The 24,981-nt window shown below is 69.8% G+C and carries 26 protein-coding genes; 13 read left to right on the plus strand and 13 right to left on the minus strand.

The window, feature by feature from the left end; translation table 11 throughout:
* Positions 1 to 12: 12 nt before the first annotated feature.
* The 9 genes from FV229_RS14170 (at position 13) to FV229_RS14210 (ending at position 9,303) form a co-directional block, all read left to right on the plus strand.
* Complete coding sequence (locus FV229_RS14170) at positions 13 to 885, plus strand: DUF817 domain-containing protein (RefSeq protein ID WP_246688198.1); 873 nt, start codon at positions 13 to 15, stop codon at positions 883 to 885.
* The gene (locus FV229_RS14175; RefSeq protein ID WP_147752601.1) at positions 879 to 1,325 is read left to right on the plus strand and encodes a DUF2809 domain-containing protein; all 447 of its coding nucleotides are present in this window, start codon (positions 879 to 881) and stop codon (positions 1,323 to 1,325) included. Before FV229_RS14170 ends, FV229_RS14175 begins: the two co-directional genes overlap by 7 nt.
* 71 nt (positions 1,326 to 1,396) lie before the next feature.
* A complete protein-coding gene (locus FV229_RS14180) occupies positions 1,397 to 2,356 on the plus strand; it encodes a hypothetical protein (RefSeq protein WP_147752602.1) in 960 nt (319 codons plus the stop codon).
* A 109-nt stretch (positions 2,357 to 2,465) separates the two neighbouring features.
* Positions 2,466 to 3,620, plus strand: a complete 1,155-nt coding sequence (locus FV229_RS14185; protein WP_147752603.1) for a YihY/virulence factor BrkB family protein — start codon at positions 2,466 to 2,468, stop codon at positions 3,618 to 3,620.
* Positions 3,621 to 3,661: 41 nt separating this feature from the next.
* The gene (locus tag FV229_RS14190) at positions 3,662 to 3,958 is read left to right on the plus strand and encodes a nucleotidyltransferase domain-containing protein (protein WP_147752604.1); all 297 of its coding nucleotides are present in this window, start codon (positions 3,662 to 3,664) and stop codon (positions 3,956 to 3,958) included.
* Positions 3,948 to 4,304: a HepT-like ribonuclease domain-containing protein gene (locus FV229_RS14195; protein ID WP_246688194.1), complete on the plus strand. Its 357-nt coding sequence runs from the start codon at positions 3,948 to 3,950 to the stop codon at positions 4,302 to 4,304. The genes FV229_RS14190 and FV229_RS14195 overlap by 11 nt, the downstream gene beginning before the upstream one ends.
* Positions 4,305 to 4,341: 37 nt before the next feature.
* Positions 4,342 to 7,410: a DNA polymerase I gene (gene polA / locus FV229_RS14200; protein ID WP_147752606.1), complete on the plus strand. Its 3,069-nt coding sequence runs from the start codon at positions 4,342 to 4,344 to the stop codon at positions 7,408 to 7,410.
* Positions 7,411 to 8,338: 928 nt separating this feature from the next.
* The gene (locus FV229_RS14205; protein WP_147752607.1) at positions 8,339 to 9,085 is read left to right on the plus strand and encodes a rhodanese-like domain-containing protein; all 747 of its coding nucleotides are present in this window, start codon (positions 8,339 to 8,341) and stop codon (positions 9,083 to 9,085) included.
* The gene (locus FV229_RS14210; protein ID WP_147752608.1) at positions 9,082 to 9,303 is read left to right on the plus strand and encodes a SlyX family protein; all 222 of its coding nucleotides are present in this window, start codon (positions 9,082 to 9,084) and stop codon (positions 9,301 to 9,303) included. Before FV229_RS14205 ends, FV229_RS14210 begins: the two co-directional genes overlap by 4 nt.
* A gap of 69 nt (positions 9,304 to 9,372) precedes the next feature.
* On the opposite strand, the gene FV229_RS14215 is transcribed toward FV229_RS14210, so the two are convergent.
* Together FV229_RS14215 and FV229_RS14220 are read right to left on the minus strand one after the other, a co-directional pair.
* Positions 9,373 to 10,806: an NAD-dependent succinate-semialdehyde dehydrogenase gene (locus FV229_RS14215; protein WP_147752623.1), complete on the minus strand. Its 1,434-nt coding sequence runs from the start codon at positions 10,804 to 10,806 to the stop codon at positions 9,373 to 9,375.
* Between the two features lie 115 nt (positions 10,807 to 10,921).
* Positions 10,922 to 11,713: a class II glutamine amidotransferase gene (locus tag FV229_RS14220; protein ID WP_147752609.1), complete on the minus strand. Its 792-nt coding sequence runs from the start codon at positions 11,711 to 11,713 to the stop codon at positions 10,922 to 10,924.
* 335 nt (positions 11,714 to 12,048) lie between these two features.
* On the opposite strand from FV229_RS14220, the gene FV229_RS14225 reads away from it, so the two are divergent.
* Complete coding sequence (locus FV229_RS14225) at positions 12,049 to 12,441, plus strand: response regulator (RefSeq protein ID WP_147752610.1); 393 nt, start codon at positions 12,049 to 12,051, stop codon at positions 12,439 to 12,441.
* A 164-nt stretch (positions 12,442 to 12,605) separates the two neighbouring features.
* Here the strand turns inward: FV229_RS14225 and rpsU are convergent, their stop codons facing one another.
* Entirely contained in the window at positions 12,606 to 12,926 is a 321-nt protein-coding gene (gene rpsU / locus FV229_RS14230) for a 30S ribosomal protein S21 (protein ID WP_147752611.1), read from the minus strand.
* Positions 12,927 to 13,268: 342 nt separating this feature from the next.
* Here rpsU and FV229_RS14235 point away from each other — a divergent pair, with 342 nt between their 5' ends.
* Both FV229_RS14235 and FV229_RS14240 read left to right on the plus strand, forming a co-directional pair.
* Positions 13,269 to 14,312: a low specificity L-threonine aldolase gene (locus tag FV229_RS14235; protein ID WP_147752612.1), complete on the plus strand. Its 1,044-nt coding sequence runs from the start codon at positions 13,269 to 13,271 to the stop codon at positions 14,310 to 14,312.
* 222 nt (positions 14,313 to 14,534) lie between these two features.
* Positions 14,535 to 16,007 carry a SulP family inorganic anion transporter gene (locus tag FV229_RS14240; protein WP_147752613.1) on the plus strand — a complete coding sequence of 491 codons (1,473 nt, stop codon included), beginning with the start codon at positions 14,535 to 14,537 and terminating at the stop codon, positions 16,005 to 16,007.
* Between the two features lie 15 nt (positions 16,008 to 16,022).
* On the opposite strand, the gene lysA is transcribed toward FV229_RS14240, so the two are convergent.
* The 5 genes from lysA to FV229_RS14265 all read right to left on the minus strand — a co-directional run bounded on the left by lysA (position 16,023) and on the right by FV229_RS14265 (position 19,868).
* Complete coding sequence (lysA, locus tag FV229_RS14245; protein ID WP_147752614.1) at positions 16,023 to 17,291, minus strand: diaminopimelate decarboxylase; 1,269 nt, start codon at positions 17,289 to 17,291, stop codon at positions 16,023 to 16,025.
* 131 nt (positions 17,292 to 17,422) lie between these two features.
* Complete coding sequence (locus FV229_RS14250) at positions 17,423 to 17,782, minus strand: lipoprotein (RefSeq protein ID WP_147752615.1); 360 nt, start codon at positions 17,780 to 17,782, stop codon at positions 17,423 to 17,425.
* Between the two features lie 135 nt (positions 17,783 to 17,917).
* Entirely contained in the window at positions 17,918 to 18,184 is a 267-nt protein-coding gene (locus tag FV229_RS14255; RefSeq protein WP_147752616.1) for a 3',5'-cyclic-nucleotide phosphodiesterase, read from the minus strand.
* Between the two features lie 130 nt (positions 18,185 to 18,314).
* Positions 18,315 to 19,010, minus strand: a complete 696-nt coding sequence (locus FV229_RS14260) for a hypothetical protein (RefSeq protein ID WP_246688195.1) — start codon at positions 19,008 to 19,010, stop codon at positions 18,315 to 18,317.
* Positions 19,011 to 19,211: 201 nt separating this feature from the next.
* On the minus strand, positions 19,212 to 19,868 hold the full coding sequence (locus FV229_RS14265) for an EipA family protein (protein WP_147752617.1): 657 nt from the start codon (positions 19,866 to 19,868) through the stop codon (positions 19,212 to 19,214).
* Positions 19,869 to 20,065: 197 nt separating this feature from the next.
* Here FV229_RS14265 and FV229_RS14270 point away from each other — a divergent pair, with 197 nt between their 5' ends.
* Entirely contained in the window at positions 20,066 to 20,518 is a 453-nt protein-coding gene (locus FV229_RS14270) for a YHS domain-containing (seleno)protein (protein WP_246688196.1), read from the plus strand.
* Here FV229_RS14270 and FV229_RS14275 read toward each other — a convergent pair.
* The 5 genes from FV229_RS14275 to FV229_RS14295 all read right to left on the minus strand — a co-directional run.
* Complete coding sequence (locus tag FV229_RS14275; RefSeq protein ID WP_246688197.1) at positions 20,496 to 21,389, minus strand: 3'(2'),5'-bisphosphate nucleotidase CysQ; 894 nt, start codon at positions 21,387 to 21,389, stop codon at positions 20,496 to 20,498. The two genes, FV229_RS14270 and FV229_RS14275, sit on opposite strands and share 23 nt — an antisense overlap.
* Positions 21,390 to 21,515: 126 nt before the next feature.
* The gene (locus FV229_RS14280; RefSeq protein ID WP_147752619.1) at positions 21,516 to 22,517 is read right to left on the minus strand and encodes an asparaginase; all 1,002 of its coding nucleotides are present in this window, start codon (positions 22,515 to 22,517) and stop codon (positions 21,516 to 21,518) included.
* Between the two features lie 146 nt (positions 22,518 to 22,663).
* On the minus strand, positions 22,664 to 23,284 hold the full coding sequence (locus FV229_RS14285) for a hypothetical protein (RefSeq protein ID WP_147752620.1): 621 nt from the start codon (positions 23,282 to 23,284) through the stop codon (positions 22,664 to 22,666).
* A 161-nt stretch (positions 23,285 to 23,445) separates the two neighbouring features.
* The gene (locus FV229_RS14290) at positions 23,446 to 24,321 is read right to left on the minus strand and encodes a protein-glutamate O-methyltransferase CheR (protein WP_147752621.1); all 876 of its coding nucleotides are present in this window, start codon (positions 24,319 to 24,321) and stop codon (positions 23,446 to 23,448) included.
* Positions 24,318 to 24,981: CheB methylesterase domain-containing protein (locus FV229_RS14295; protein ID WP_147752622.1), on the minus strand; the 664-nt coding region annotated here is incomplete at its 5' end. The genes FV229_RS14295 and FV229_RS14290, both read right to left, overlap by 4 nt.

Consider the following 24,981-nt stretch of genomic DNA (forward strand, 5'->3'; position numbering starts at 1 on the left):
GCGCTCGCGCGCGTGTCCTCGCGATCGCTCACGGGGTCGAGCCCGTCACGCGCCGCCGCCCGAGGCCCGCTCGCGGCCGGCCTCTACGAGTTCCTGCGCTTCGGCGTGAAGCAGGGCTGGGCCTGCCTGTTCGGCGCGCTGATGCTCGGCCTGCTGATCGCGACCCACTTCGCCTACCCGGCGCACGCGCCGCTGGCGCGCTATGATTTCCTCTTCCTCGCCGCGGTGGCGATCCAGGCGGCCATGCTGGCGGGCGGGCTCGAGACGCGGGACGAGGCCGTCGTGATCCTCGCCTTCCACGTAGTCGGGACGGTGATGGAGATCCACAAGACCGCGATCGGCAGCTGGATCTACCCGGAGCCCTCGCTGTTCCGGATCGGCGGCGTGCCGCTCTTCACCGGCTTCATGTACGCCGCCGTCGGCAGCTATCTCGCTCGCGTCTGGCGCCTGTTCGACTTCCGCTTCACCCGGCATCCGAGCCTCGTCGCCCTGAGCCTGCTCTCGGTCGCGATCTACGCCAACTTCCTGCTCAACGACCGCTTCCCGGACGTCCGCATCGGGCTGATCGCCGCCGCCGCGCTCCTGTTCGGGCGCACCACCATCCGCTTCAAGGTCTGGCGCGTGCATCGCGCGATGCCGCTGCCCCTCGGGCTCGTGCTGGTGTCGCTGTTCATCTGGTTCGCGGAGAACATCGGCACCGCCACCGGCACGTGGCTCTACTCGGGGCAGAGGATTGCCTGGAGCATGGTGCCGCTGTCCAAGCTGGCCTCCTGGGCGCTGCTGATGATTTTGTCCTACACCCTCGTTGCCTGGGTGAACGGGATCGCCGGGCCGGACAGCGAGCCGATCGACGACGGCGCGATCGTCCCGTCGCGCGCATGCTGATCCGCCTGCGCTTCCTCGGGCTCGCCGCCTGCGCGATCCTGGCGGGCCTCGTTCTCAGGCTGGTGCCGTGGGGTCTGCCGCTGACGGCGCATCACGTCGGCGGCGGCCTGCTTTGGGGCGCGATGCTCTACGGTCTCGTCGCGGCCGGACGCCCACCGGGCTGGAGCCGCACGGCCGCCGTCGCCGTCGCGATCGTTGTCGCATGCGGCATCGAACTGCTGCGCCTCCACCGAGATCCGGCGCTCGACGCGTTCCGGGCGACGCTGGCCGGGCAGCTCCTCCTCGGGCGCCTCTTCTCGCCCTGGAACATGCTGACCTATGCCGCCGGCATCCTCGCCGCCGCCGTGGCGACGCGGCGCATGACCTGGACCGCGCATCGGGGCCGGCGCTCCGTTGCTCGGCAAGACGGCGAGACGAGACGTGTAAACGCGTCCGCTTGACAGAGCCCGGCCGCGGGCCGACCCATCGCAGCCGGTCCGGCACCGTCCCGGATCGTGGAGATCCTGGTTCGATGCGTCTGCGCCACCGTCTGTCCACCCTCGCGCTGCTCGCCCTGGCGCTCGGCTTCGAAGCGGGGCCGGCCTCGGCTGCCGAGCCGGTCTACCCGGCGGGCTCGCGCTTCGGCTTCGAGCCGCCCTCGGACATGTCGCCCTCGCGCCGCTTCGCCGGCTTCGAGCGCAAGGAAGGCGGGGCGACGCTCTCGGTGGTCGAGCTGCCGGCCACCGCCTTCGCCGACCTCGTGCAGACCTTCACCGACGCGAACCTGAAGAGTCAGGGCTTCTCCGTCGAGACGCGCGAGCCGGTGAAGATCGGCGAGGCCGAGGGCATGCTGTTCACCGGCTCGCAGCCGGGCGAGCCGGGCGGCAGCACGCCGACGATCCGCAAGTGGCTGCTTTTGGTGGGCGATGCGACCGTCACCGGCCTGATCATCGGCCAGGCGGTTCCCGACGCCGAGACCGAGAAGACCATGCGCAGCCTCGTCACCGGCGTGACGATCCGCCCGGCCCTGACGCTGGAGCAGCAGGTCGACGCCCTGCCCTTCCGCGTCGGCGACCCGGCGGGTTTCCGCCCCTTGCGCGTGCTGGCCGGCAACTCGGTGCTGATGACTCAAGGGCCGAAGGACCAGATGACCAACCTGGAGCAGCCGATCCTGGTGCTCGCCCAGGCGGTGCAGCAGCCGCCGACGGCCGAGCAGCGCGACGGCTTCGCCAAGGCGGCCCTGTATTCGAACCAGACCATGAAGGACTTCGTGATCGAGCGCTCGCAGAGCTACCGCTCGAACGGCGTCGACTGGCACGAGATCGTGGCGCGGGCGACCGACCTGCCGACCAATACGCCGGTCGTCGTCTCCCAGACGATCCGCTTCGCGCCGGACGGATACCTGCGCGCGCTCGGCGTGGTGCGCCAGGACCAGCGCGAGGGCACGCTCGCCAAATTTCGTGAGGTCGTGGACAGTGTTCAGGTGAAATAAAACCCGCGTCCTTGAGAATTCGTCCGTCCCCGGGGGAAACACTCCTCACGACCTCCGGTTGTCGTCGCGACGCGCCGTCCCCTGGACGGCCACCGCGACGGGATGTTGGATGACGGATCGAGACTTCGGCGCGGGAACGCAGGACGACCGCCAGTCCGCGATTTGGACGCTTGCGCTCGCCGCGACCCTCGTCGGCATCGCCGTCCTGCCCCGGCGGCGCGGCGGAGACCGGCTGGACGCGCGGTCCGAGACCGGTTCGGACGGGCCGCGTGCAGAGGCCCCGTCGCATGCCGGCGGCGAGGCCAAGGCGGTGGCGCGCACCGAGGCGGATCGCGGCCGCCAGGCGCGCAGCCCGTCCGAGATCCCGGGCAGCGGCTGGAAGGATGTGGGGCTGCGGGTGTTCCGCGACCTCAAGGAGAACCGCCTGGTCTCGGTCGCGGCCGGCGTCACCTTCTACGTGCTGCTGGCGATCTTCCCGGCGGTGGCGGCTTTGGTGTCCTGCTACGGCCTGTTCGCCGACGTCGCCACGATCAACGACCACCTCGCCAGCCTCCAGGGGGTGATGCCCTCGGGCGCCATCGACATCGTCGGCGAGCAGGTGAAGCGGATCGCGGCCAAGGGCGACACCACCCTCGGGATCACCTTCTTCACCGGCATCCTGCTCTCGGTCTGGAGCGCCAACGGCGGCATGAAGGCGATCTTCGACGCGCTCAACATCGTCTACGAAGAGCGCGAGACGCGGAACTTCGTCTGGCTCAACCTGCGCTCGCTCGCCTTCACCGGAGGCGCGCTGCTGTTCATCATCCTCGCCCTCGGCGCGATCGTGGTGCTGCCGGTGGTGTTCAACACCGTCGGGCTCTCGGGCGACGCGTGGTACCTCGCCCTCCTACGCTGGCCGGCGCTGTTCGTCGCCGTGCTCGGGGGCCTCGCCCTGCTCTACCGCTACGGGCCATGTCGGGATGCGCCGCGCTGGCGCTGGGTGACCTGGGGCAGCGCGCTCGCCGCATTCGCGTGGCTCGCCGGCTCGCTCGGCTTCTCGTGGTACGTGGCGAACTTCGGCAAGTACAACGACACCTACGGTTCGCTCGGCGCCGTGATCGGTTTCATGACCTGGATCTGGATCTCGACCGTGATCGTCCTGCTCGGCGCGGAGGTGAACGCCGAGATGGAGCACCAGACCGCGCACGACACCACGGTCGGCGCACCGCAGCCGCTCGGCACGCGGCGGGCGAAGATGGCGGATACGGTCGGGGTTGCGACCTGAGGATTGTTTAATTCGCCGCGATTCAGGGATAGATACGTTCCATGGATCGCGACACCGCCATCGGTATCCTTCGGGCGAACGAGAACGCCCTACAGCGCCTCGGCGTCCGCCATGCCGCCCTGTTCGGCTCCATCGCCCGAGGTGAAGGTCATGCGGACAGCGATCTCGACGTGCTGATCGAGATCGAAGCTGAGGCGGTGCGCGACGCCTTCAACGATGTCGGAATTTGCCGGGCAATCGGGAGCTTGTTTTCAGTCCCCGTCGATGTCGCCACTCGCGAAACGTTGAAGCCTCACATCCTCTCGCGAGCCGAACGCGATGCCATCCGTGCTTTCTGAGCGCGAATCCGACGCCTGCGTCGACATCCTCGACGACGCTCAGGCCGCCCGCAACTTCATCGACGGCATGTCCTTCGAAGCCTTCGCCACCGACCTGCGGACGAGCTACGCAGTGATCCGTTGCATCGAGATCGTCTCCGAGGCGAGCCGGCGGCGAGGCGCCGCATTCAAGGCCCGGCATCCGCACATTCCCTGGCAGGACATCGCAGATACGGGCAACTTTTACCGCCACGCCTATCACCGCGTCGCGCTGGACATCGTGTGGAAGACCGTCCACCAGCCGCTGACGGAGATTGCCGTGGTCTGCCGCACCGAACTCGAGGCCGATCGGTCTTCGCCGGCCTAATCCATCTCCCTCCCATTCTTCGAGACACCCGCGCGCCATGACCGCCGACAGTCCAACATCATCACCTGTCGGCCCCGGCGATCAGGTGATCCTGGTGGACGGGTCGTCGTTCATCTTCCGGGCCTACTTCCAGGCGATCAACCAGCCGGAAAAGTTCAACTTCCGGCCGTCCGACGGGCTGCCGACCGGCGCCGTGCGGCTGTTCTGCACCAAGATCGCGCAGTTCGTGCAGGAGGGCGCCGCCGGCATCTGCCCGACGCATCTCGGCATCGTCTTCGACAAGTCGGAGGGCTCGTTCCGCAAGGAGCTCTTCCCCGACTACAAGGGCCACCGCCCCGATGCGCCGGACGACCTGAAGCGGCAGATGCCGCTGATGCGCGACGCGGTGCGCGCCTTCGGCCTGCACGCGATCGAGATGGAGCGCTACGAGGCCGACGACCTGATCGCCACCTACGCCCGGCAGGCCGAGGCGCGGGGCGCGGGCGTCATCATCGTCTCGTCCGACAAGGACCTGATGCAGCTCGTCGGGCCGCTGGTGCGGTTCTACGACTTCGAATCCGGCTCGAAGGGCAAGCCCGGCCACCGCCCGGAGCGCAACCTCGACGAGGCGGCGATCGTCGCCAAGTGGGAAGGCCTGCAGCCGAACCAGATCGGCGACGCGCTGGCGCTGATCGGCGACACCTCCGACAACGTGCCGGGCGTCCCCGGCATCGGCCTGAAGACCGCAGCCGCCCTGATCAAGGAATACGGCAGCCTGGAGCAGCTGCTGGAGCGGGCGGGCGAGATCAAGCAGCCCAAGCGCCGGGAGACGCTGCTGGCCGGCATCGAGCAGGCACGGCTCTCGCGCCGGCTCGTGGCGCTGGTCGAGGACGTGGACGTGCCGGTGGCGCTCGACGACCTGCGCCTGCCCAAGCCCGACCCGGAACGGCTCGTCGGCTTCCTGAAGGCGATGGAGTTCAACACGCTGACCCGGCGCATCGCCGCGATGCTGCACGTCGACCCGGAGGCGGTGAAGCCCGACCCGCGCCTGCTCCCAGGCCATGTCCAGGCCGACGACGCACCCTTCGCCGACGCCGCGACGGGCGCAGAGGGTGGCGCCGAGGTCGATCCCTTCGCGGAATTCGGCCTGCCGGATGCGGCGCCGAAGGCCCGCGGCCCGTCCGATCCGTCGCCCTCGACCCTCGTCGCGGCGCGCGCGGCGGAGGCGAGCAAGCCGTTCGACACCAGCGCCTACGAGACGATCCTCACGCTCGAACACCTCGATGCCTGGATCGCGGAAGCGCACGAGGCCGGGGTGATCGCGGTCGACACCGAGACCGACTCGCTCGATGCGCACCACGCCAACCTCGTCGGCGTCTCGCTCTGCGTCGCGCCGGGGCGGGCCGCCTACATCCCGCTCGCCCATGTCCGCGCCGTCGAAGCCGCGCCGAACGCCGACGACCTGTTCGGCGGCGGGGCGAAGGCCTCCGACCTCGTCGAGCCGCTGCCGGCGCAGATCGACCGCGGGGCCGCGCTCGACCGGCTGAAGCCGCTGCTCGAGGCCGCGAGCGTCCTCAAGGTGGCGCAGAACCTGAAATACGATTGGCTCGTGTTCCAGCGCTACGGCATCACCGTGGCCCCGTGCGACGACACCATGCTGATCTCCTACGTGCTGGATGCCGGCAAGGGCGGGCACGGCATGGACGAGCTCGCCAAGCGCCATCTCGGCCACCAGCCGATCACCTTCTCGGACGTGGCGGGCACCGGCAAGGCCAAGGTCACCTTCGACCGTGTGCCGCTCGACCGCGCCACCGCCTACGCGGCCGAGGACGCCGACGTGACGCTGCGCCTGTGGCGGATGATGAAGCCGCGCCTCGTCGCCGAGCGGCGGCTCTCCGTCTACGAGACCCTGGAGCGGCCGCTGATCGCGGTGATCGCCCGGATGGAGCAGCACGGCATCCGCGTCGACCGCAACATGCTCTCGCGGCTGTCGGGCGACTTCTCGCAGATCCTGGCGCGGCTGGAGGAGGAGATCCAGGAGGATGCCGGCGAGCGCTTCCAGGTCTCGTCGCCGAAGCAGATCGGCGACATCCTGTTCGGCAAGATGGGCCTGCCCGGCGCCAAGAAGACGCCGTCCGGCCAGTGGGCGACGCCGGCGACGCTGCTGGAGGAGTTGGCCCAAGCGGGGCACGACCTTCCGAAAAAGATCCTCAACTTCCGTCAGCTCGCCAAGCTGAAGTCGACCTACACCGACTCGCTGCAGGAGCACGCCGACCGCGACACCAACCGGGTGCACACCTCGTTCTCGCTGGCCGCCACCACCACCGGCCGGCTGTCCTCGTCGGACCCGAACCTGCAGAACATCCCGATCCGCACCGAGGAGGGCCGCCGCATCCGCCGCGCCTTCGTCGCCGACCCGGGCAACCGCCTGATCTCGGCCGACTACAGCCAGATCGAGCTGCGCCTGCTCGCCCACATGGCCGACATCCCGCAGCTGCGCCAAGCCTTCGCCGACGGCATCGACATCCACGCGGCGACCGCCAGCGCGATGTTCGGCGTGCCGCTCTCGGACATGACGCCGGACCTGCGGCGCCGGGCCAAGACCATCAACTTCGGCATCATCTACGGAATCTCTGCCTTCGGGCTGGCCGACCGCCTCGGCATCGGGCGCGAGGAGGCGAGCCTGTTCATCAAGCAGTATTTCGAGCGCTTCCCCGGCATCCGCGACTACATCGACACCACGAAGAAGATCTGCCGCGACAAGGGCTACGTGACGACGCTGTTCGGCCGCGTCTGCCACTACCCGCAGATCCGCTCCAACAACCCGTCCGAGCGCGCCAGCGTCGAGCGCCAGGCGATCAACGCCCCGATCCAGGGCACCGCCGCCGACATCATCCGCCGGGCGATGACCCGGATGGAGGCGGCGCTCGTCGCCGAACGCCTGAACGTGCGTATGCTGCTGCAGGTGCACGACGAACTGGTGTTCGAGACCAACGAAGCCGAGGTGGACCGCGCGATCCCGGTGATCAAGCGCATCATGGAAGAGGCGCCCGCGCCTGCGTTGACGCTGCACGTGCCACTGGTGGTAGAGGCGCGGGCGGCTGGGAACTGGGAGGAGGCGCATTGACCGGGCGCCCCCGCAAATTTGTACTTTATCCATCGAATATTTTATCTTCTCCGACAAGAAAAACGCGGCCATTTTTTGGAACGGGAAAACCATACCCGGAGTTGGGTGTTTGCCAATAAATACTACCTTTAGCGTGATGATTACTCATATATATATCGATTCCAATTTTCTGCTGCGCTAGATAAATAGCTTGCATTGAATCTAACCCTGCAGCAAAACTAGACCTTCGAGCAGAGGGCCAGTCGATTTCGTACCGACAAATCCAATCAGCCTCTTCTTTTGTAGGTGCAAATAAACGGACCTCGACTTGAATTTTGTCCGAATTCTGAATAAGCGTAATCAGTCTGGTTGCTATCAACATCATAGCCTCACTAGTTTAGGGGCGGAATTGTTTTTCCTTGCTCGCAAGCCACTAGCCTCACCATCGCCTGTGCGTAACAACCTCTTAGCCCTACCATTCTACATTGAAAAACATCTCGTTTATATTGCTCATCGCAGTACTCCTCAGAGTTTTTTGCCAGCGCAGTATATCGACTATCAAAGATCGGCTTCTGATCGACCGTGATAGATCGACTGTCATCACGTCCAACCCACCTTCCACCATTTGAGTCCCCCGCTGGAGTTCGGGGCTGATTAGGATCATATTCTTTTATTTGAATATGATCTCTTAATAGCAAAACTTTAAATTGTAATAACCTGATCTTTAAACGAGTATTTTCGATATATTGATCTAAAGATCGATTTTTGGTCACATCGATACTCCTTGGCCACCTCTCACCATCGCATATGACAGTTCATTTTGCAAGTAAATTTTCCTACTAACGGGATTGTTGGCCTGATTCGAAACCCTGTTGAATTCCGGACCCGTCGCAGGAGACGGTTTCAAAAGGAAGCTTCCTGCGCAGTTGAAGCCTGCTAAACCCGCGCCATGCCCCACACCGTCGCCGCCCTGTATCAGTTCGTCGCCCTCCCGGATGCCGCCACCTTGGCCCCGGCCCTGGAACGCGTCTGCCGGCGCCTCGGCCTCACCGGAACGCTGCTGCTGGCTCGCGAAGGCACCAACGGCACCGTCGCGGGGTCGGCCGAGGCGATCGACGCGTTCCTCGCTGCGTTGAACGGGCCCGACCTGTTCGACGGCCGCCTCGACCGGCTCGAATGCAAGCTCTCGACGGCGGAGGCGCCGCCCTTCGCGCGGATGAAGGTGAAGCTCAAGCCCGAGATCGTGACCTTCGACGGCGGCGCCACCGATCCGTCCGAGGGGGCCGGGACCTATGTCGCGCCGGAGGCGTGGAACGCCTTGCTCGACCGGCCGGGGGTGGTGGCGATCGACACCCGCAACCGGTTCGAGGTGGCGCTCGGCACGTTCGCGGGCGCGGTCGATCCCGGGCTGACGCGCTTCGGCGACTTTCGCGATTTCGCGGAGACCCTCGATCCGGCGGCCGAACTCGCCCTGTTCTGCACCGGCGGCATCCGCTGCGAGAAAGCGGGCGCCTACCTCGCGGCGCGCGGGTTCGCCCGCGTCCACCTGCTCCAGGGCGGCATCCTGAAGTATCTCGAAACCGTGCCGGAGGCCGAGAGCCGCTGGACCGGCGACTGCTTCGTCTTCGACGGCCGCATCGCGCTGGGGCCGGCGCTGGCGGAACGGCCCGACCATCCGCCGGAGGCGCTGCGATGACCGATTCGGCGACGAACGTGTCCGCGCGCATCGACCATCTCGAGATGCGCCTGACCGAGCAGGACGCGACGATCGACGACCTCAACCGCACCGTCACCGAGCAGTGGCGGCTGATCGACCGGCTGCGGCGGCAGGTGGACACCTTGACCGAGCGCGTCGAGGAAGCCGGCGCCCGCGCGGCGACGGGGGGCGCGGAGCCCCCGCCGCCGCATTACTGAGCCGGATCGAGCGGCCTCGACCCTCCCCCGCAGAAGGGGGATGGACGAGGCGTCGGCGCCGCCTGCTCCTTAGAAATTCGCCTGGGTGACGAACTTCGTCGCGAGGTAGCCGTCCAGCGCTTCCGTGCCGCCCTCGCTGCCGTAGCCGGATTCCTTCACCCCGCCGAAGGGCGTCTCCGGGAGCGCGATGCCGTGGTGGTTGATCGAGACCATGCCGCTCTCCACCCGGTTCGACACCCGCGTCGCCCGCTCCGACGAGCGGGTGTAGGCGTAGGCCGCGAGGCCGTAGGGCAGGCGGTTCGCCTCAACGTAGGCGTCCTCGTCGTCGCTGAAGCGCTGGATCGCGGCCACCGGGCCGAACGGCTCCTCGTTCATGATCCGCGCGGTGAGCGGCAGGTCGGTGAGCACCGTCGGCTCGAAGAAGTTGCCCCGGTTGCCGATGCGCTTGCCGCCGGTGCGAAGCGTCGCGCCCTGGGCGCTGGCGTCGGCCACGAGCGACTCCATCGCCTCAAGACGGCGCCCGTGGATCAGCGGCCCCATCTTCGTGTCGGGGTCGAGCCCGTCGCCGACCTTGAGGTTGGCGGCGAGGTCCGTGAAGCCCGCGACGAAGCGGTCGAACACCGAGTCGTGGACGAGGAACCGGGTCGGCGCGACGCAGACCTGGCCGGCGTTGCGGAACTTGTTGGCGCCGAGTACCGCCACCGCCTTCTCGACGTCGGCGTCGCCGAATACGATCGCCGGCGCATGGCCGCCGAGCTCCATCGTCGCCCGCTTCATGTGCTGGCCGGCCAAGGCCGCGAGCTGCTTGCCGACGACGGTCGAGCCGGTGAACGAGATCTTCCGGATCACCGGATGCGGGATCAGGTACGACGAGATCGTCGCCGGGTCGCCGTAGACCAGCGCGAGGCAATCGCCCGGAACGCCGGCATCGAGGTAGGCGCGCACCAGCTCGGCGCAGCTCGCCGGCGTGTCCTCGGGGCCCTTCAGGATCACCGGGTTGCCGGTGCAGAGCGCGGCGGCGATCTTGCGCACCGCCTGGTTGATCGGGAAGTTCCAGGGCGTGAAGCACGCCACCGGCCCGACCGGCTCACGCACCACGAACTGCAGCACGCCGTCGCCGCGAGGCGGAATCACCCGGCCGTAGGCGCGCTTGCCTTCTTCCGCGAACCAGTCCGTGACGTCGGCCGCGGCCATCGTCTCGACGCGGGCCTCGGCGAGCGGCTTGCCCTGCTCGATCGTCATGATGCGGGCGATGTCGTCGGCGCGCTCGCGCAGCAGGTCCGCCGCCTTGCGCAGCACCTTGGCGCGATCGAAGGCCGAGACTCGGCGCCACTGCGCGAAGCCGCGGGCGGCGGCCTCGAGCGCCCGGTCGAGGTCGTCCTGGGTGGCGACCGCGCACTGCCCGATGGTCTCGCCGGTGGCGGGGTTGAGCACCGGCAGCGTCTCGCCGCCCGAGCCGGCGCCCCAGGCGCCGGCGATGTGAAGCTTCACGTCCGGATACATGTCGGCTTGCATTCCCTGCCCGGCCAGCCGCGAGGGCCGGCGACGGGGGCAATGTCGGCCTCGGCGCCCCGGGGGGCAAGGCGGAGCGGGGAACGAACGCGATCGGATGTCCGCGTCAGGCGGTGATGCTGCGCTTGACCGGCTCGGGACCCTTCACCGTCACCGCCCCCCCCCGGCGCGCGCGCAGCGTGCCGCCCTTCGGCACCACCTGCCAGCCTTCCTTGGCGCCGTCGATCGGCTCGGAAACCACCACCAGCCCGGTCTCGGTCTGGCGGTAGTACAGGCTCGGCGGCCGCGCATCGCAGGCCCAGCGATAGGCGAAGATCTCCTCGCCGTCGGTGAGGAGCGCAGTGAAGCGCAGCGGCTCGGTGATGCCGGCGCCCCGCATCAGGTCGCGCACGGTCGCCAGCGTCTTGGCCATGGCGCCGACCGGGTCCTCGGCAAGGCCGTTAGCAAGGGCCAGCAGGAACAGGGCCTCGGAATCGGTGCTGCCGCGACGCCCGTCGTAGAGGGCGTCCGGGATCAGCGCCTCGAGGCGGCGCTTGATCCGCAGGTATCCGCCGATCTGCCCGTTGTGCATGAACAGGTGGCGACCGTTGACGAAGGGGTGGCAGTTTGTCCGCGCGGTCGCCGTGCCGGTCGAGGCGCGCACGTGGGCGAAGAAGGTCCGCGCGCGGACCTGCCCGCACAGGTTGACGAGGTTCTCGTCCGACCAGGCCGGCAAGATGTCGCGATAGACGCCCGGCTCCGGTCGCTCGCCGTACCAGCCGAGGCCGAAGCCGTCGCCGTTGGTCTCGGTCTTCCCCTGCTCGGCGTGCAGCGACTGGTGCACGAGCGAGTGGGTGGGCGCGCAGACGAGATCCGAGAGAAAAACCGGCTCGCCGCTATAGGCCAGGAAGCGGCACATGCTTGGGACCAACCTCTCGCTGATCGCACGGCCGCGAAACGCACCGGATCTGCCTGTCGGGCAAACCCGGTCCCGCGCCGTCGCCGAACCGTAACATTTAGATGTCGATGGTGAACAGTTCGCTAACGCACCGCACCATACACAGAGTTTGTGCGCTCCCGAACGGATCATCGCCAAACCGGTCGCAAGGCAGGCATGCGCATGAGACGAAATCCGACTCTTGTTACCCGGCTTCGGACGGCGCAGCATGCTTGGATCGGGAATCAGTGGCTCGCCACGAGGCCGCACCACCCGTCAGGCATCACCGCATCCTCACATCTCGCGAAGGAGGTCCCATGGACCGCGCCCCCTCCCCCTGTCCCGTCGCCCTGGTCGTCGAGGACGATGCCGCGGTCCGCAACCTCGCCGCCGCCGTGCTGGAGGAGACGGACCTCGGGGTGATCGCCTGCGACAGCGCGGAGGCCGCGATCTCGATTCTGGAGCGCGACGACGTCACCGTTGCGCTGCTCTTCGCCGACATCCGTCTGCCCGGCGCGATGGACGGGCTCGCGCTCGCTAGCACCGTCGAGCGCCGCTGGCCGGACGTGCGGGTGGTGGTGACCTCAGGCTACGATGCCGGCGGCGACGCGCGGATGCCGGCGCAAGCGGTGTTCATGCAGAAGCCGTGGCGCGCCCTCGACGTGCTGGTCCAGGCCGAGCATGCGACGGAAGCCGCCCGCGCCGCCTGAGCGTTCGCTCGATCGACCCGGACGGCGCCGAACGCGTCGTCCGCGATCTCACGGGATCGAAAATGCTTCGGCGCACGAAAAAGCCCGGCCCGCATGCGCGGCCGGGCTTTTTCGAGGGTCGCGATCGACGGTCGCGATCGACGGGCCTCGCGGCCCGGATCGACTTACTCGGCGGCGGGGGCCGCCGGAGCGCCACCGGCCGGAGCCGACGGGGTCATCGACGGGAAGCCGGGACGACGGGGGCCGCCGGCGCCGAAACGGGGCTTCGGCTTCGGGGCGGCGATCAGGCCCTCGCGGATCGCGGTCTTGCGGGCCTGCTTGCGGGCGCGACGGACGGCCTCGGCCTTCTCGCGCGCCTTGCGCACCGAAGGCTTCTCATAGGCCTTGCGCTGCTTCATCTCGCGGAAGATGCCTTCGCGCTGCATCTTCTTCTTGAGGACGCGGAGCGCCTGATCGACGTTGTTGTCGCGAACGAGTACCTGCAACGGAGTGGATCCTCTAGAACCAGTTTGAACGTGGCATTCGGTCGGTGTCGGCGGCGAGACGCCCGCGACGGAGCGGGAAACCGACAGCGCCCCGGACCCGGGGATCGCCCGGGCGGGACGCGGTTCGGACCGTCTCGATTCGGCACCAGATCTGCACCTTGGGCAGGCTCTTACACCAAGCGGCGACGAGTTCCAACCGGATAGGCGACGCGAACGCGATCCGCGCGAACTGTGACCGGGCAGCCTCAGTCGCGGCTCTGGTAGGGTGTTCGCGCCGACACCACACAAGGATTGCCGGACGGCGGCGGCCACACGGCGATCGTCCTATGGCAGGGGTGACCGATGAACGACGACGCGCAGCAATTCGCCAGCGACAACTATTCCGGCATCTGCCCGGAGGCCTGGGGGGCGATGGGGGAGGCCAACGCCGGGCATGCGCCGGCTTACGGCGAGGACGCCTGGACCGCACGCGCCGCGGACGCCTTCCGCACCTTGTTCGAGACCCGGTGCGAGGTGTTCTTCGCCTTCAACGGCACCGCCGCCAACGCGCTGGCCCTGGCCTCGCTCTGCCGCTCCTACCACAGCGTGATCTGCGCCGACGCCGCCCACGTGGAGACCGACGAGTGCGGCGCGCCGGAATTCTTCTCCAACGGCTCGAAGCTGCTCACGGTCCGCACCGAGAGCGGCAAGCTGACCCCGGACGCGATCCGGGCGCTCGCCACCAACCGCAAGGACATCCACTTCCCGAAGGTCCGGGTGGTGACGGTGACCCAGCCGACCGAGACGGGGCAGGTCTACACCCTGGCCGAATTGCAGGCGATCTCGGCCACCTGCCGCGACCTCGGCCTGTCGCTGCACATGGACGGGGCGCGCTTCGCCAACGCCTGCGCGCATCTCGGATGCAGCCCGGCGGACATGACGTGGCGCGCGGGCGTCGACGTGCTCTGCTTCGGGGGCACCAAGAACGGCATGCATGCCGGCGAGGCGGTGGTGTTCTTCGAGCCCGCGCTGGCGGAGGATTTCGGCTACCGCTGCAAGCAGGCGGGGCAGCTCGCCTCCAAGATGCGCTTCCTGTCGGCGCCCTGGGTCGGGATGCTGGAAAGCGGGGCCTGGCTCCGCAACGCCGCGCACGGCAACGCCTGCGCCCAGGACTTCGCCGCGGCGGTGGCGGACATGCCCGGGATCGCGCCGATGTTTCCGGTCGAGGCCAACGCCGTCTTCCTGGCGATGCCGGCGGAGATGATGGAGCGCCTGCGCGCCAAGGGCTGGCGCTTCTACACCTTCATCGGCGGCGGAGCCCGGTTCATGTTCGCCTGGGACGCGAAGCGCGAGCGCGTCGCGGAACTGGTCGCGGACCTGCGCGCGGTGGCCGCGGCGTCGGCCTGAGCGGCCGACGGGTTGCCGCGCGACGCGCGGCTGTCTAACAGGGCGCATGGTTCCGACAGACGCCCGCCCGTCCTCGACGACGCCGCCGTAGCGCGCCCCGCCGCCACGCCGTCCGCCTCCGCGGGACGGCGCACGCGGTCCGTCGAACCGTCACCCTTCGAGATCGCTCCTCTTTTTGGGCTCGCACGCCGCCTCCAGCTTGGCGCGGGCCGGACATATTGCATGACCTTCCAGACCTTGCGGGCCGAATGGGCCCCGCACGTGCCGCGCGAATTGCTCGCCGGCACCGTCGTCGCGCTCGCCCTCATCCCCGAGGCGATCGCGTTCTCGTTGATCGCCGGCGTCGACCCCCAGGTCGGGCTCTACGCCTCGTTCTGCATCGCGGTCACCACCGCCATCGTCGGCGGGCGCCCGGCGATGATCTCGGCGGCCACCGGCGCCACCGCCCTGGTGATGGCCGGCCTCGTCCGCGAGCACGGCCTGCAATACCTGCTCGCCGCCTCGATCCTCGCCGGCTTGATCCAGATCGGCGCCGGCCTGCTGCGCCTCGGCGACCTGATGCGCTTCGTCTCGCGCTCGGTGATCACCGGGTTCGTCAACGCGCTGGCGATCCTGATCTTCCTCGCGCAGATGCCCGAGCTGATCGGGCGCGGGCCGACCGTCTACGCGATGGTGGCGATCGGGTTGACGATCATCTACGGCCTGCCGCGGCTCACCAAGGCGGTGCCCTCCCCCCTCGTCTGCATCGTCCTGCTGACCATCGCCGCGATCGCGCTGGCGCTCCCGGTGCGGACGGTGGGCGACATGGGCGCGCTCCCCGCAAGCCTGCCGTCCTTCCTGCTGCCGCAGGTGCCGCTGAGCCTCGAGACGCTTCGGATCATCGTGCCCTACGCCGCCACGGTGGCGATGGTCGGCCTGCTCGAATCCCTGATGACCGCGGCGATCGTCGACGAGATGACCGACACCGGCAGCGACAAGAGCCGGGAATGCCTCGGCCAGGGCGCGGCCAACATCGTCTCCGGCTTCTTCGGCGGCATGGCCGGCTGCGCGATGATCGGCCAGACGGTGATCAACGTCACCTCGGGCGCCCGCGGCCGGCTCTCGTGCCTGTGGGCCGGCTGCTTCCTGCTGTTCCTGATCCTCGTCCTCGGCGCCTACGTCCGGCAGATCCCGATGGCGGCGCTGGTCGCGGTGATGATCTTCGTCTCGCTCCAGACTTTCTCCTGGCGCTCGATCCGCGACCTCACCCGCCATCCCGGCTCGTCGAGCGTGGTGATGCTCGCGACCGTCGCGGTGGTGGTGGCGACCCACGACCTCGCCCGCGGCGTGCTCGTCGGGGTGCTGCTGTCGGGGGTGTTCTTCGCGCGCAAGGTCGCCCGGGTGTTCGACGTCGCGAGCCGGCGCGAGGGCGCGGTCCGCACCTACGTCGTCACCGGTCAGCTGTTCTTCGCGACCGCCGAGGCCTTCCACGGCGCGTTCGACTTCCGCGACGACGCCGAGCGGATCGTGCTCGACCTCACGGCCGCGCATTTCTGGGACATCACCGCGATCAACGCCCTCGACCGGGTGGTGCTGAAGTTCCGCCACCACGGCCGCGCGGTCGAGATCGTCGGCCTCAACCGCGCGAGCGCGACCCTGGTCGAACGCCTCGGCACCCACGACAAGCCTGGCGCGGTGGCGACGCCGGGGCATTGAGGCGGCGGCGAACCCTCAAGCGAGCCAGTCGGGCATCCGGTCGAGGCCGATCAGTTCGTTGTAGGTCTGGCGCGGGCGCACGATCGCGGCCTGCGCGCCGCTGACCAGCACCTCGGCCACGAGGCGGCGGGTGTTGTAGGTGCCGGCCTGGACCGCGCCGTAGGCGCCCGCGGTCATCACCGCGATCAGCGCGCCGGGCGCGACCTGCGGCATCTCGCGCTGCAGGGCGAGGTAGTCGCCGGTCTCGCAGACCGGGCCGACTACGTCCGCGGTCACGCGCGGCGCGTCGGCGGCCGGCGCCTCGACCGGCCGGAGCGCGTGGTAGGCCTCGTACAGCGTCGGCCGGATCAGGTCGTTCATCGCGGCGTCGACGATGACGAAGGTGCGGCCCTCGCTCTCCTTCACGTACAGCACACGGGTGACGAGGATGCCGGCGTTGCCCGCGATCATCCGGCCGATCTCGAAGACCGGGCGCAAACCGAGGGGCGCGAAATGCGGCCGGATCGTCGCGGCCAGGGCCGCCGGGTCCGGCGGGGGGGCGTTGTCGTCGCGATAGGGGATGCCGAGGCCGCCGCCGAAATCGATGTGGCGGATCGGATGGCCCTCGGCGATCAGCCGTCCGGCGAGGCCGGCGAGCAGGCGGGCGGCGTTCTCGAACGGCGCCAAGTCGGTGATCTGGCTGCCGATATGCATGTCGACGCCGTGGATCGCGAGGCCCGGCAGCGTCGCGGCCAGGGCGTAGACGGCGGGCGCGCGCGTGATCGGAATGCCGAACTTGTTCTCGTACTTGCCCGTCGAGATCTTGGCGTGGCCGCCGGCGTCGATGTCCGGGTTGACGCGGATCGAGACGGGGGCGTCGATTCCGAGGCTGGTCGCCACCGCGGACAGCGCGAGCAGCTCCGGCTCGCTCTCGACGTTGAAGCAGAAGATGCCGGCCTTCAGCGCCGCCGCCATCTCGTCCTGCGTCTTGCCGACGCCCGAAAACACGATCTTGCGGGCCTCGACCCCGGCGCGGAGCGCGCGGAGCAGCTCGCCCTCGGAGACGATGTCCATGCCGGCGCCCTGGCGGGCGAGCGTCGCCAGCACGGCCTGGTTGGAGTTCGCCTTCATCGCGAAGCACACCAGCGCGTCGTCGCCGGCGAAGGCATCGGCGAACACGCGGTAGTGCCGTTCCAGGGTGGCGGTGCTGTAGCAGTAGAACGGCGTGCCGACGCGCTCGGCCAAGGCCGTCAGGTCGACGTCCTCGGCGTGCAGGCGTCCGTCGCGATCCTGGAAATGGTGCATCGTTCGGCCGTGTCCGGGAAGCGTCGAGATCCGCCGTTCGGCTCGAGATCCCGTCCGCGGGGGAACCTCGCCCCGAGGCGAGAGAGCAAGGTTTGGTGACGGTGCGTGCGGTCCGCCACGCGGGCGGCGGCCTAGAGCAGCGGATCGAGGATGAAGGGATCCTTCGGGATGCGGTAGCCGCGCTTGGCGCCGCGGCTCGTCTCCACCGGCGCCTCGGTGCCGGAAGCGGGGGCGAGCGCGGATGGCGGCAGCTCGTCGCCGGCGCGGACCGCGAGCGGATCGGGCTCCGGCGCGCCGCCGCCGAGGCCGGTGCTGACGGGAAGCGTCCGAGGTCCGGCCGTCGTCGTGGGCGTGCCCTGGGCCGTGTTCCGTGCCGGCACCGTGGCCGAGGCGCCCGACGGCTCCAGGGCGCCGCGGCGGCCGCAGCCCGCCAGCGCGAGCGCGACGAGGGCTGCGGCTAGGATCGACGTCAGGACGCGGGAGGGCGGCATCGCGGAGGGTCCGGCGGGCACTTCTGGGTGTGGTCCTCCCGAGGGAGGATCACACCTTAGCCGTTGCCGCACCCCGAGGCGAGCGCCCCCGCGCCACAGCGCGAATCCGAAGCGCGCCGGTCGACTTGCGCGGGCTCAGCCCTTCTTGCCGCCCGTGGTCGCCTGGTAGGCGTCGATGGCGCGGCGGCAGTTCTCCGACAGCGACTTCCAGTTCTTCTCGAAGCAGGCGTCGAGCTTCGGATCCTCGGGGGCGAGGTTGCCGCAATAGTTCAGGTAATCGCCGGTGCAGTACTTCTTCAGGGTCTCGTTGCCGCGCTTGGTCTCGGGCGCGGCGGAGGCCGGCGCGGAGAACGACACGGCCAAGCCGAGCGCGAGGGCGAGGGGCATGAGCTTCAAGGCCATGGGGCGTCGTTCCATCTGTCGGGTCGAAATGCGGGATGGCGGTGCGATGATGCCATCGCGTGGTGGAAACAAGGCATCGCGGAGGGGTTTCGCAAGCGCGCGCCTCGAAATCCGCTGCGCCGGCGGCCGATCAGTGCGACGATGCGTGCATCGCGTAGGCCGCCACCGGCGGCAGGCGCTCGCGCTGCGCCAGCGCGTCGGCGACTTCGGTGATGCGCCGGCGAAGGTCGGCGTTCTCGCGCTCGACCGTCTCGCCGCGATCGGAGGCGGACCGTGCGAGCGCCGCCTCGGCGGCCGCGAGCTTTTCGCGGACGCTGCGCTCGCTCTCGGCCGGGTCGGCGAGCGTCGCTTCGGGCGCGGCTGGATCGAGCCGTGCGGCGAGCAGGCTGTCGAGCAGGTCGGCGTGGGCCTCCTCGAGCGCGAGCAGGGTCGCGAGGCCCGCCGAGCCGTCGGCCTGCGCGGTCTCGAGCTCGCCTTCCAGGCGCTTCCGGAGCGCGAGCGCTTCCGCAATCTCGGCGTCGCGCGCGGCGACGTCGCGGGCGAGCGCCGCCACCTCCAGCGTTCGGCCGCCGAGGGCCGCCATGTCGGCGTGGCGCTTGGCGCGTGCGGCTTCGACGGCGCGCTCCATCCGGCGCTGCCCCACCGCGAACTCGGCCCGCAGGAAATCCTTCTCCGCCGCGATCTCCTCGACGGAGAGCGGCAGCTGCGCCTCGGTCCGCCGCCGCGCGAGCCGGGCGGCGCGCGCGTTCACGGCCGGCAGAGCCAGCAGCGCACACAGGGTCGCCACCAGAAAGCCGAGGGCGAAGACCATCACGGTTTCGATCACGCGGGCGAACTCGTTCCCTTGAGCGACGCCGCGCGGCGGACCCCTGCCCGCTCGTGCGACGACGCGACCACACGCCGAAACGGGCACCGGAACCCGAGCAGAACCCGTGCACCGCGCCCGCGAGCCGGGCATGCCCGACCAACGTTGGCGCTCAGTCTAACCGGTTTTGGACGCGGGCGCGAAATCGCGATTCGCGACGCCTCAGAACGGGTTCCAGGTCGGCGTGCCGGTGAACTTCAGGTAGCCGACGTTGATGCCGAGCCGCGCGCCGACGCCGGTGCGGATCGGGACCACGACGATGCCGTCGTTGGTCACCGCCGTCATGCCGAAGCCGCCGACGAAGTAGGCCGAGCCGTCGACGCCGCCGAAGCGGCGGTAGATGCCCTTCACCGCCGGCAGGTTGTAGACCAGCATCATGGTGCGGTCGCCGTCGCCGCCGATGTCGAACCCGAGGGTCGGGCCCTGCCAATAGATCCGGCGCTGGCCGGCGTTGCGGGTGTAGAGCGTGCCCTCGCCGTAGCGGACGCCGCCGACGATGGCGCCGGAGGCCTCCTGCCCGAGGATGTAGCCGTTGGGCTCGCCCCAGCGCTTGGTCGCCTCCTGAACGGTCAGCGCCAGCCCGCGCGAGACGTTGCCGAAGAACTTGTGCCCCGAATCGACGATCTCGCCCGGGCGGAAATTCTCGGGCGCGCCAGGGTCGTCGACGCCGCGAGCAAGGGCGGCGCCTGGAAGCAAGCCGAGCACGGCGAGGCCGGCCGAACCGAGGCCGGCCAGAGCATGGCGGCGGGTCGGTGTCGGATGGCGTTTCGCGTCGGCTTGGCAGAGATGGTTTGTGCGGGGAGAATCGGGTGCGGTCATGGTTCCTCCTCGATCCGCTCGGGGCGGCGCCTTCACGGGACACGGTCGCGCGCCTGGACGAAGCCCTGCGTTCGCCCCCCAGACAAGCGGCAGGCCTTGCGCCGCTCCGCACGACGATCGATGAGGCCGCGAAACCGGTTGCGAACGTCGGGCTCAAGAAAACGTCGGGCTCAAGAACTGGGGACCAAGTGGACACGATGTGGTTAACGCGACGTGACTGCGCCGGCCTCGTCCTGGCGGGTCTCGCCGGGCCCGCACGCGGCCAGACGCCGGCGTCCGGCTATCTCGGGCTCGCGGGGTTCGACCCGGTGAGCTACTTTCTGCCGGAGGGGCCGCAGGCGGGCCTGGCGACGTTCGAGGTCTCGGGCGCGGGTTGGAGCTGGCGCTTCGCCAGCGCCGCCAACCGGGCCGTGTTCCTGCGCGACCCGACGGTCTACACGCCGCGGCTCGGCGGCTACGACCTCGTCGGCATCCTCGACGGGCGGCTGGTCGACGCGGACCCGCTCGTCTTCGCTGTGGTGGACGAGCGCCTCTACCTGTTCCGAAACGCCGAACACCGCGACCGGGTGGTGGCGGAGCCGAGCCTCGCGGCGAAGGCCGAGGCGTCCTGGCCCACCCTGCAGGGGCTCACGGACGGAGCACGGGAGTAAGCTCGGGCACGCCTGCGCTCTCTCGCGGCCGCAGGATCGGCCCCCGGTCGGGCAGCGCGACGCGGGCGGCGAGCGCGGGGTCGCCGAGCGCCGCGAAGGGGCCGTTACGGTAGGCCATCGCGTGCCGGCCGTAGATGATCGGCCGCCCGGTCGGTGTCACGACCCGGCCGCCGGCCGCGGTGAGGATGTGGTCGCCGGCCGCCGTGTCCCACTCCATGGTCGGGCCGCAGCGGACGTAGAGGTCGGCCTCGCCCGAGGCGATCAGCGCGAACTTGAGGGCCGAGCCGGCCGGACGCCGCTCCGTGACGCCGAGGGCGTCGAGGCAGGCTTCGGTCTCGATGTCGCCGTGGCGGCGGCTGCCCAGGGCCGTGAGCCCGTCCTTCGGCTCCGGGCGGGTGTGGACGGCGCGGATGGAGCCGGGCCGACCCGCCTCGATCGGCGCTTCGTGCGCGACGACGCCCGCCTGCCAGACGCGGCCGACGCCCGGCGCGGCGAGCGCGGCGGCGACCGGCCGGTTGCCCTCGATCAGGGCGATGCACACCGCGAATTCCGGGCTGCCGGCGAGGAAGTCGCGGGTGCCGTCGAGGGGGTCGACGAGGAAGAACCGGTCGGCGGGCGGCACGTCGTGGCAGGTCTCCTCGGCCACGACCGGGATCGCCGGGAACCGCTCCAGGAGGTTGGCCAGGATCAGCTGCTCGGCCTCGAGGTCGGCATGGCTCGATGGCGAGCCGTCCACCTTCAGCACGTGCGGGCAGTCGTGGCCGTGGTGCCCGAGCAGGATCTCGCCGGCGGCGCAGGCGATCTCGGCCAGATCCGCGGCGATGCGCTCACGTTCCGGTCCCGAGAGGGAGACGATGGATAATGCCGCCATTGCCATGGCACCGTCTTGCGCCTCCCATCGATCCTTGTCGATGGCGGCCCCCTGCCGAGCGGACCGGCCGAGCGAACAGGCCGAGCGAACCGGCCGAGCGAACCGGCATCGTGCTCCCACGGCGGATCAGTAGGTCGCGAAGATCCGCGCGATCTCCGAAGGCTCGCGCGTCACCGTCAACGCCAGGGCGAGCAGGATGCGGGCCTTCTGCGGCGTCAGGTTGTCCGCGCTGAGGATGCCGCGCTCCCGCAGGCGGGTGGTGAGCGGGACGACGCCGCTGCCCGCGCGCGTCGACTGCACCACGACGATTCCGGCCGCCGCCGCCTCTTCGAGGGCGTCGGCCTCCCGCGGCGGCGTCATGCCGGGTGCCAGGCCCGCCGAGACGATCCCCTGCGCGCCGGCGGCGCGGAAGGCGCGCACCGCCGTGCCGTCGGCGTCGGCGTAGCCGTAGGACACGTCGACCCGCGGCAGGGCGTCGAGCGCGCGGACGTCGAAGGGCGTGCCCGGAGCGTGGCTCCGCTCGGAGCGCCGGTAGTACTGCACCGACGCACCGTCGACATGGCCGAGCACGCCGAAATCCGGCGTGCGGAAAGTCTGCAGCCGGGCGACTGACGTCTTGGTCACCTCGCGGGCCGCCTGGATCTCGTCGTTGAGCACGACGAGTACGCCGCGCCCGCGGGAGTGCGGCGACGCCGCCGTGCGGATCGCCGCGACGAGGTTGAGCCCGGCGTCGCTCGACAGGGCGCTCATCGGCCGCTGCGATCCGACGAGCACCACCGGCACGTCCACGGTCAGCGTCAGGCTCAGGGCGTAGGCGGTTTCCTCCAGGGTGGCGGTGCCGTGCCCGATGACGATGCCGACGAGGTCGGGATGCTCGGCCGCCAGCCGCTCGCAGGTCTTCACCAGGTCGCGCCATTCGGCGAAGCCGATCGCCGGGCTCGGCACGGCGCGGAAGGCGACGGGCACGACCTCGGCAACCGCGCGCACCTCCGGCACCGCGTCGAGGATCGCCTGCGCCTCCAGCCGGTTGCCGGTCGCGGTGTAGTCGAGGATGTCCAGGGAATCGCGGCCCAGCGACGAGATCGTCCCGCCGGTGCCAATGAACGCGACCTTCGGCCTTGCCGTCATCGAATGTCTCCTGCCGCTAGGCGCCGAGACGGCGTCCTACCCGCAGACGGCGTTCCTGTCTCGCGCCGGCACACGCGCGACCGTCGAAGGCGCGGCGGGAACGGCGGCGTCCCGCCCTCCCATCCCGCAACACGGCGGCCGTGCGCTCAGCTTCGGAAGTCGACCACGAGGGCGGAGGCGCTGCTGCGGGCGCTGGCCGAACCGCTCGACGCGTAGCCGGAGCCGGTCGTCTGCGTCGCCTGAAGCTGCTTGATGAAGCTCGCCAGGAGGTCGCTCGTCGACGCGGTGCCCGTGGTGTCGGAGGCCGCGAAATCGAGGTTCAGGCCCGACGACGCATCGCCGCTCGGCGGAGCGCCGGGGAGCGGCCCGGAGGGTCGGCCGCCGGCCCCGCCAACCGCGCCGCCGGCGTTCTTGTCGCCCTCGGCGAAGAGCGACTTCAGGGTCGTGGCCTGGTCGTTCGTCAGCGTCCCGCTGGTGACCTGGTCGGCGATCAGGCCGTCGATCTTGTCCTTCATCGCGGAGGGATCGAGGCGGGCGGTCGCGGTGCCGCCCGACGCCGCCGACGCGCCGTCTTTTGCACTGCTACCGGACTTGAGGCTCGCGTCGATCGAGTCGAGGGCGCTGGTCAGCGCGGTCGCGTCGGTCGAGGAGATCGTGCCGGCCGAGGCCTGGCTGTCGATTTCGGAGGCGACCCGGTTCTTGTGGGCGTGCGCGGGCCGCTGCGTCGGCTGAAGCTGCGACGCGGTGGTGCTGGAGATCGAACTCATGGGGGCAATCCCGTGAAGGCGCCGGAAACGCCCGGCCGCGGGTCCGTGTGCAAAGTGCCCACGCCGCGGTTAAGGAGTTGTTGCCCTTAAGATTTCGAAATGTTTCCGGCGTCTCCGTTCGTCGCGGTCGCCGCCGGCTCAAGTGCCGGCGGACGAGCCCGTCAGCGGGCGGCGACCCGTAGTTGCGGGGCCGGCGGGGCGACCGGGCTCGCCGCGCGCACGGCCGGGGCCGCGACGCCGTAGAGCCCGCGGTGCTGCGGGTTCGGGCTCAGGCGGTCGGTCAGCCCGATCACCGTCTCGGCGGCGCCGAGGAGGAGCGCGCCTTCGGGGCCGAGCCGGTCGGCCAGGCGTCCGAGGATGTCGGCCTTCGTCGGCGTGTCGAAGTAGATCAGCACGTTGCGGCAGTAGATCACGTCGAAGGTGCCAAGCGCCTCGAAGCCGTTGAGCAGGTTGAGCGGCCGGTAGTCGACCATCGACCGCAGGCTCGGCGCGATCTGCCACTGCTCGCCGACCTGTGTGAAGTACTTCAGCAGCCACTGCACCGGCAGGCCGCGCTGCACCTCGAAGTGGCTGTAGAGGCCGAGCTTGCCCTTCTCGATCACCTCGGTTGAGAGGTCGGTGGCGACGATCTCGACCTGCCAGCCGGCGAGCTTGACGCCGGCCTCCTGCAGCAGGATCGCCAGCGAGTACGGCTCCTGCCCGGTCGAGGCCGCCGCGCACCAGATGCGCAGCCGGCGCTGTCCGGCGCGGCGCGCCATGGCCTGCGGCAGCAGCACGTCGCGAAAGAGGTCGAACGGCGTGCGGTCGCGGAAGAAGAAGGTCTCGTTGGTGGTCATCGCCTCGACGACCGCCTTTTCGATCGCTGAGTCGCGGGCGACCTTCAGGGTGCCGACGAGGTCGCGCAGCGTCGCGAGGCCGAAGCGCCGGCAGACGGGCGTGAGCCGGCTCTCGACGAGGTAGCGCTTCTCCGGGGTGAGCGCGAGGCCGGAGCGCTGCTTGAGGTAGGCGCGCAGGTAGTCGAATTCGAGCTCGGTCATGCGCCCTGTCCCGTGAGCAAGGCGCGAAGCGCGGGGCCGATCTCGGGAAGCGGAAGCACGGCCTGGGCGAGTCCCGCCTTGGCGACGCTCCCGGGCATGCCCCAGACGGTGCTCGTCGCCTCGTCCTGGGCAAGGACGGCGCCGCCGGCCTCGACCAGCGCGCGGGCGCCGTGGGTGCCGTCCGAACCCATGCCGGTGAGCACGACGGACAGGGTCGCGGGCCCGAACAGCGTGGCGGCGTCCTTGAACAGGACGTCCACGGCCGGGCGGCAGAAGTTCACCAGCGGCCCGTCGTCGAGGCGGATCACCGGCTCTCGGCCCGGCCCTCCGGTCAACCCCATGTGGCGCCCGCCCGGGGCGACGTAGATCCGGCCGGGCTCCAGGCGCTCGTCGGCCTTGCCTTCGGCGGCGGTGAGGCCGGTGCGGGTGGCGAGATGCTCGGCGAACACGGCAGTGAAGATCGGCGGCATGTGCTGGACGATCAGGATCGGCACCCGGCGAAGCGTCGCCGCGCCGATCTTCTCCAGCATCTCGCCCACCGCCCGCGGGCCGCCGGTCGAGGCGCCGACGAGGAAGACCCGGGGGGTCACCGCGCGGGCCTTCGGACGCAGCACGATCGGGGCGGACGGCCGCGGGGCGGTCGCCGCGGGCGCCGGCGAG

This window comes from Methylobacterium sp. WL120 (assembly GCF_008039465.1).
Classification (GTDB): Bacteria; Pseudomonadota; Alphaproteobacteria; order Rhizobiales; family Beijerinckiaceae; genus Methylobacterium; species Methylobacterium cerastii.

Coding starts and splice junctions, on each gene's coding strand:
- FV229_RS14175 (WP_147752601.1), top strand. CDS start 879: ATGCTGATCCGCCTGCGCTTCCTCGGGCTCGCCGCCTGCGCGATCCTG.
- FV229_RS14180 (WP_147752602.1), top strand. CDS start 1,397: ATGCGTCTGCGCCACCGTCTGTCCACCCTCGCGCTGCTCGCCCTGGCG.
- FV229_RS14185 (WP_147752603.1), top strand. CDS start 2,466: ATGACGGATCGAGACTTCGGCGCGGGAACGCAGGACGACCGCCAGTCC.
- FV229_RS14190 (WP_147752604.1), top strand. CDS start 3,662: ATGGATCGCGACACCGCCATCGGTATCCTTCGGGCGAACGAGAACGCC.
- polA (WP_147752606.1), top strand. CDS start 4,342: ATGACCGCCGACAGTCCAACATCATCACCTGTCGGCCCCGGCGATCAG.
- FV229_RS14205 (WP_147752607.1), top strand. CDS start 8,339: ATGCCCCACACCGTCGCCGCCCTGTATCAGTTCGTCGCCCTCCCGGAT.
- FV229_RS14210 (WP_147752608.1), top strand. CDS start 9,082: ATGACCGATTCGGCGACGAACGTGTCCGCGCGCATCGACCATCTCGAG.
- FV229_RS14215 (WP_147752623.1), bottom strand. CDS start 10,806: ATGTATCCGGACGTGAAGCTTCACATCGCCGGCGCCTGGGGCGCCGGC.
- FV229_RS14220 (WP_147752609.1), bottom strand. CDS start 11,713: ATGTGCCGCTTCCTGGCCTATAGCGGCGAGCCGGTTTTTCTCTCGGAT.
- FV229_RS14225 (WP_147752610.1), top strand. CDS start 12,049: ATGGACCGCGCCCCCTCCCCCTGTCCCGTCGCCCTGGTCGTCGAGGAC.
- FV229_RS14235 (WP_147752612.1), top strand. CDS start 13,269: ATGAACGACGACGCGCAGCAATTCGCCAGCGACAACTATTCCGGCATC.
- FV229_RS14240 (WP_147752613.1), top strand. CDS start 14,535: ATGACCTTCCAGACCTTGCGGGCCGAATGGGCCCCGCACGTGCCGCGC.
- lysA (WP_147752614.1), bottom strand. CDS start 17,291: ATGCACCATTTCCAGGATCGCGACGGACGCCTGCACGCCGAGGACGTC.
- FV229_RS14250 (WP_147752615.1), bottom strand. CDS start 17,782: ATGCCGCCCTCCCGCGTCCTGACGTCGATCCTAGCCGCAGCCCTCGTC.
- FV229_RS14255 (WP_147752616.1), bottom strand. CDS start 18,184: ATGGCCTTGAAGCTCATGCCCCTCGCCCTCGCGCTCGGCTTGGCCGTG.
- FV229_RS14265 (WP_147752617.1), bottom strand. CDS start 19,868: ATGACCGCACCCGATTCTCCCCGCACAAACCATCTCTGCCAAGCCGAC.
- FV229_RS14270 (WP_246688196.1), top strand. CDS start 20,066: ATGTGGTTAACGCGACGTGACTGCGCCGGCCTCGTCCTGGCGGGTCTC.
- FV229_RS14275 (WP_246688197.1), bottom strand. CDS start 21,389: ATGGCGGCATTATCCATCGTCTCCCTCTCGGGACCGGAACGTGAGCGC.
- FV229_RS14280 (WP_147752619.1), bottom strand. CDS start 22,517: ATGACGGCAAGGCCGAAGGTCGCGTTCATTGGCACCGGCGGGACGATC.
- FV229_RS14285 (WP_147752620.1), bottom strand. CDS start 23,284: ATGAGTTCGATCTCCAGCACCACCGCGTCGCAGCTTCAGCCGACGCAG.
- FV229_RS14290 (WP_147752621.1), bottom strand. CDS start 24,321: ATGACCGAGCTCGAATTCGACTACCTGCGCGCCTACCTCAAGCAGCGC.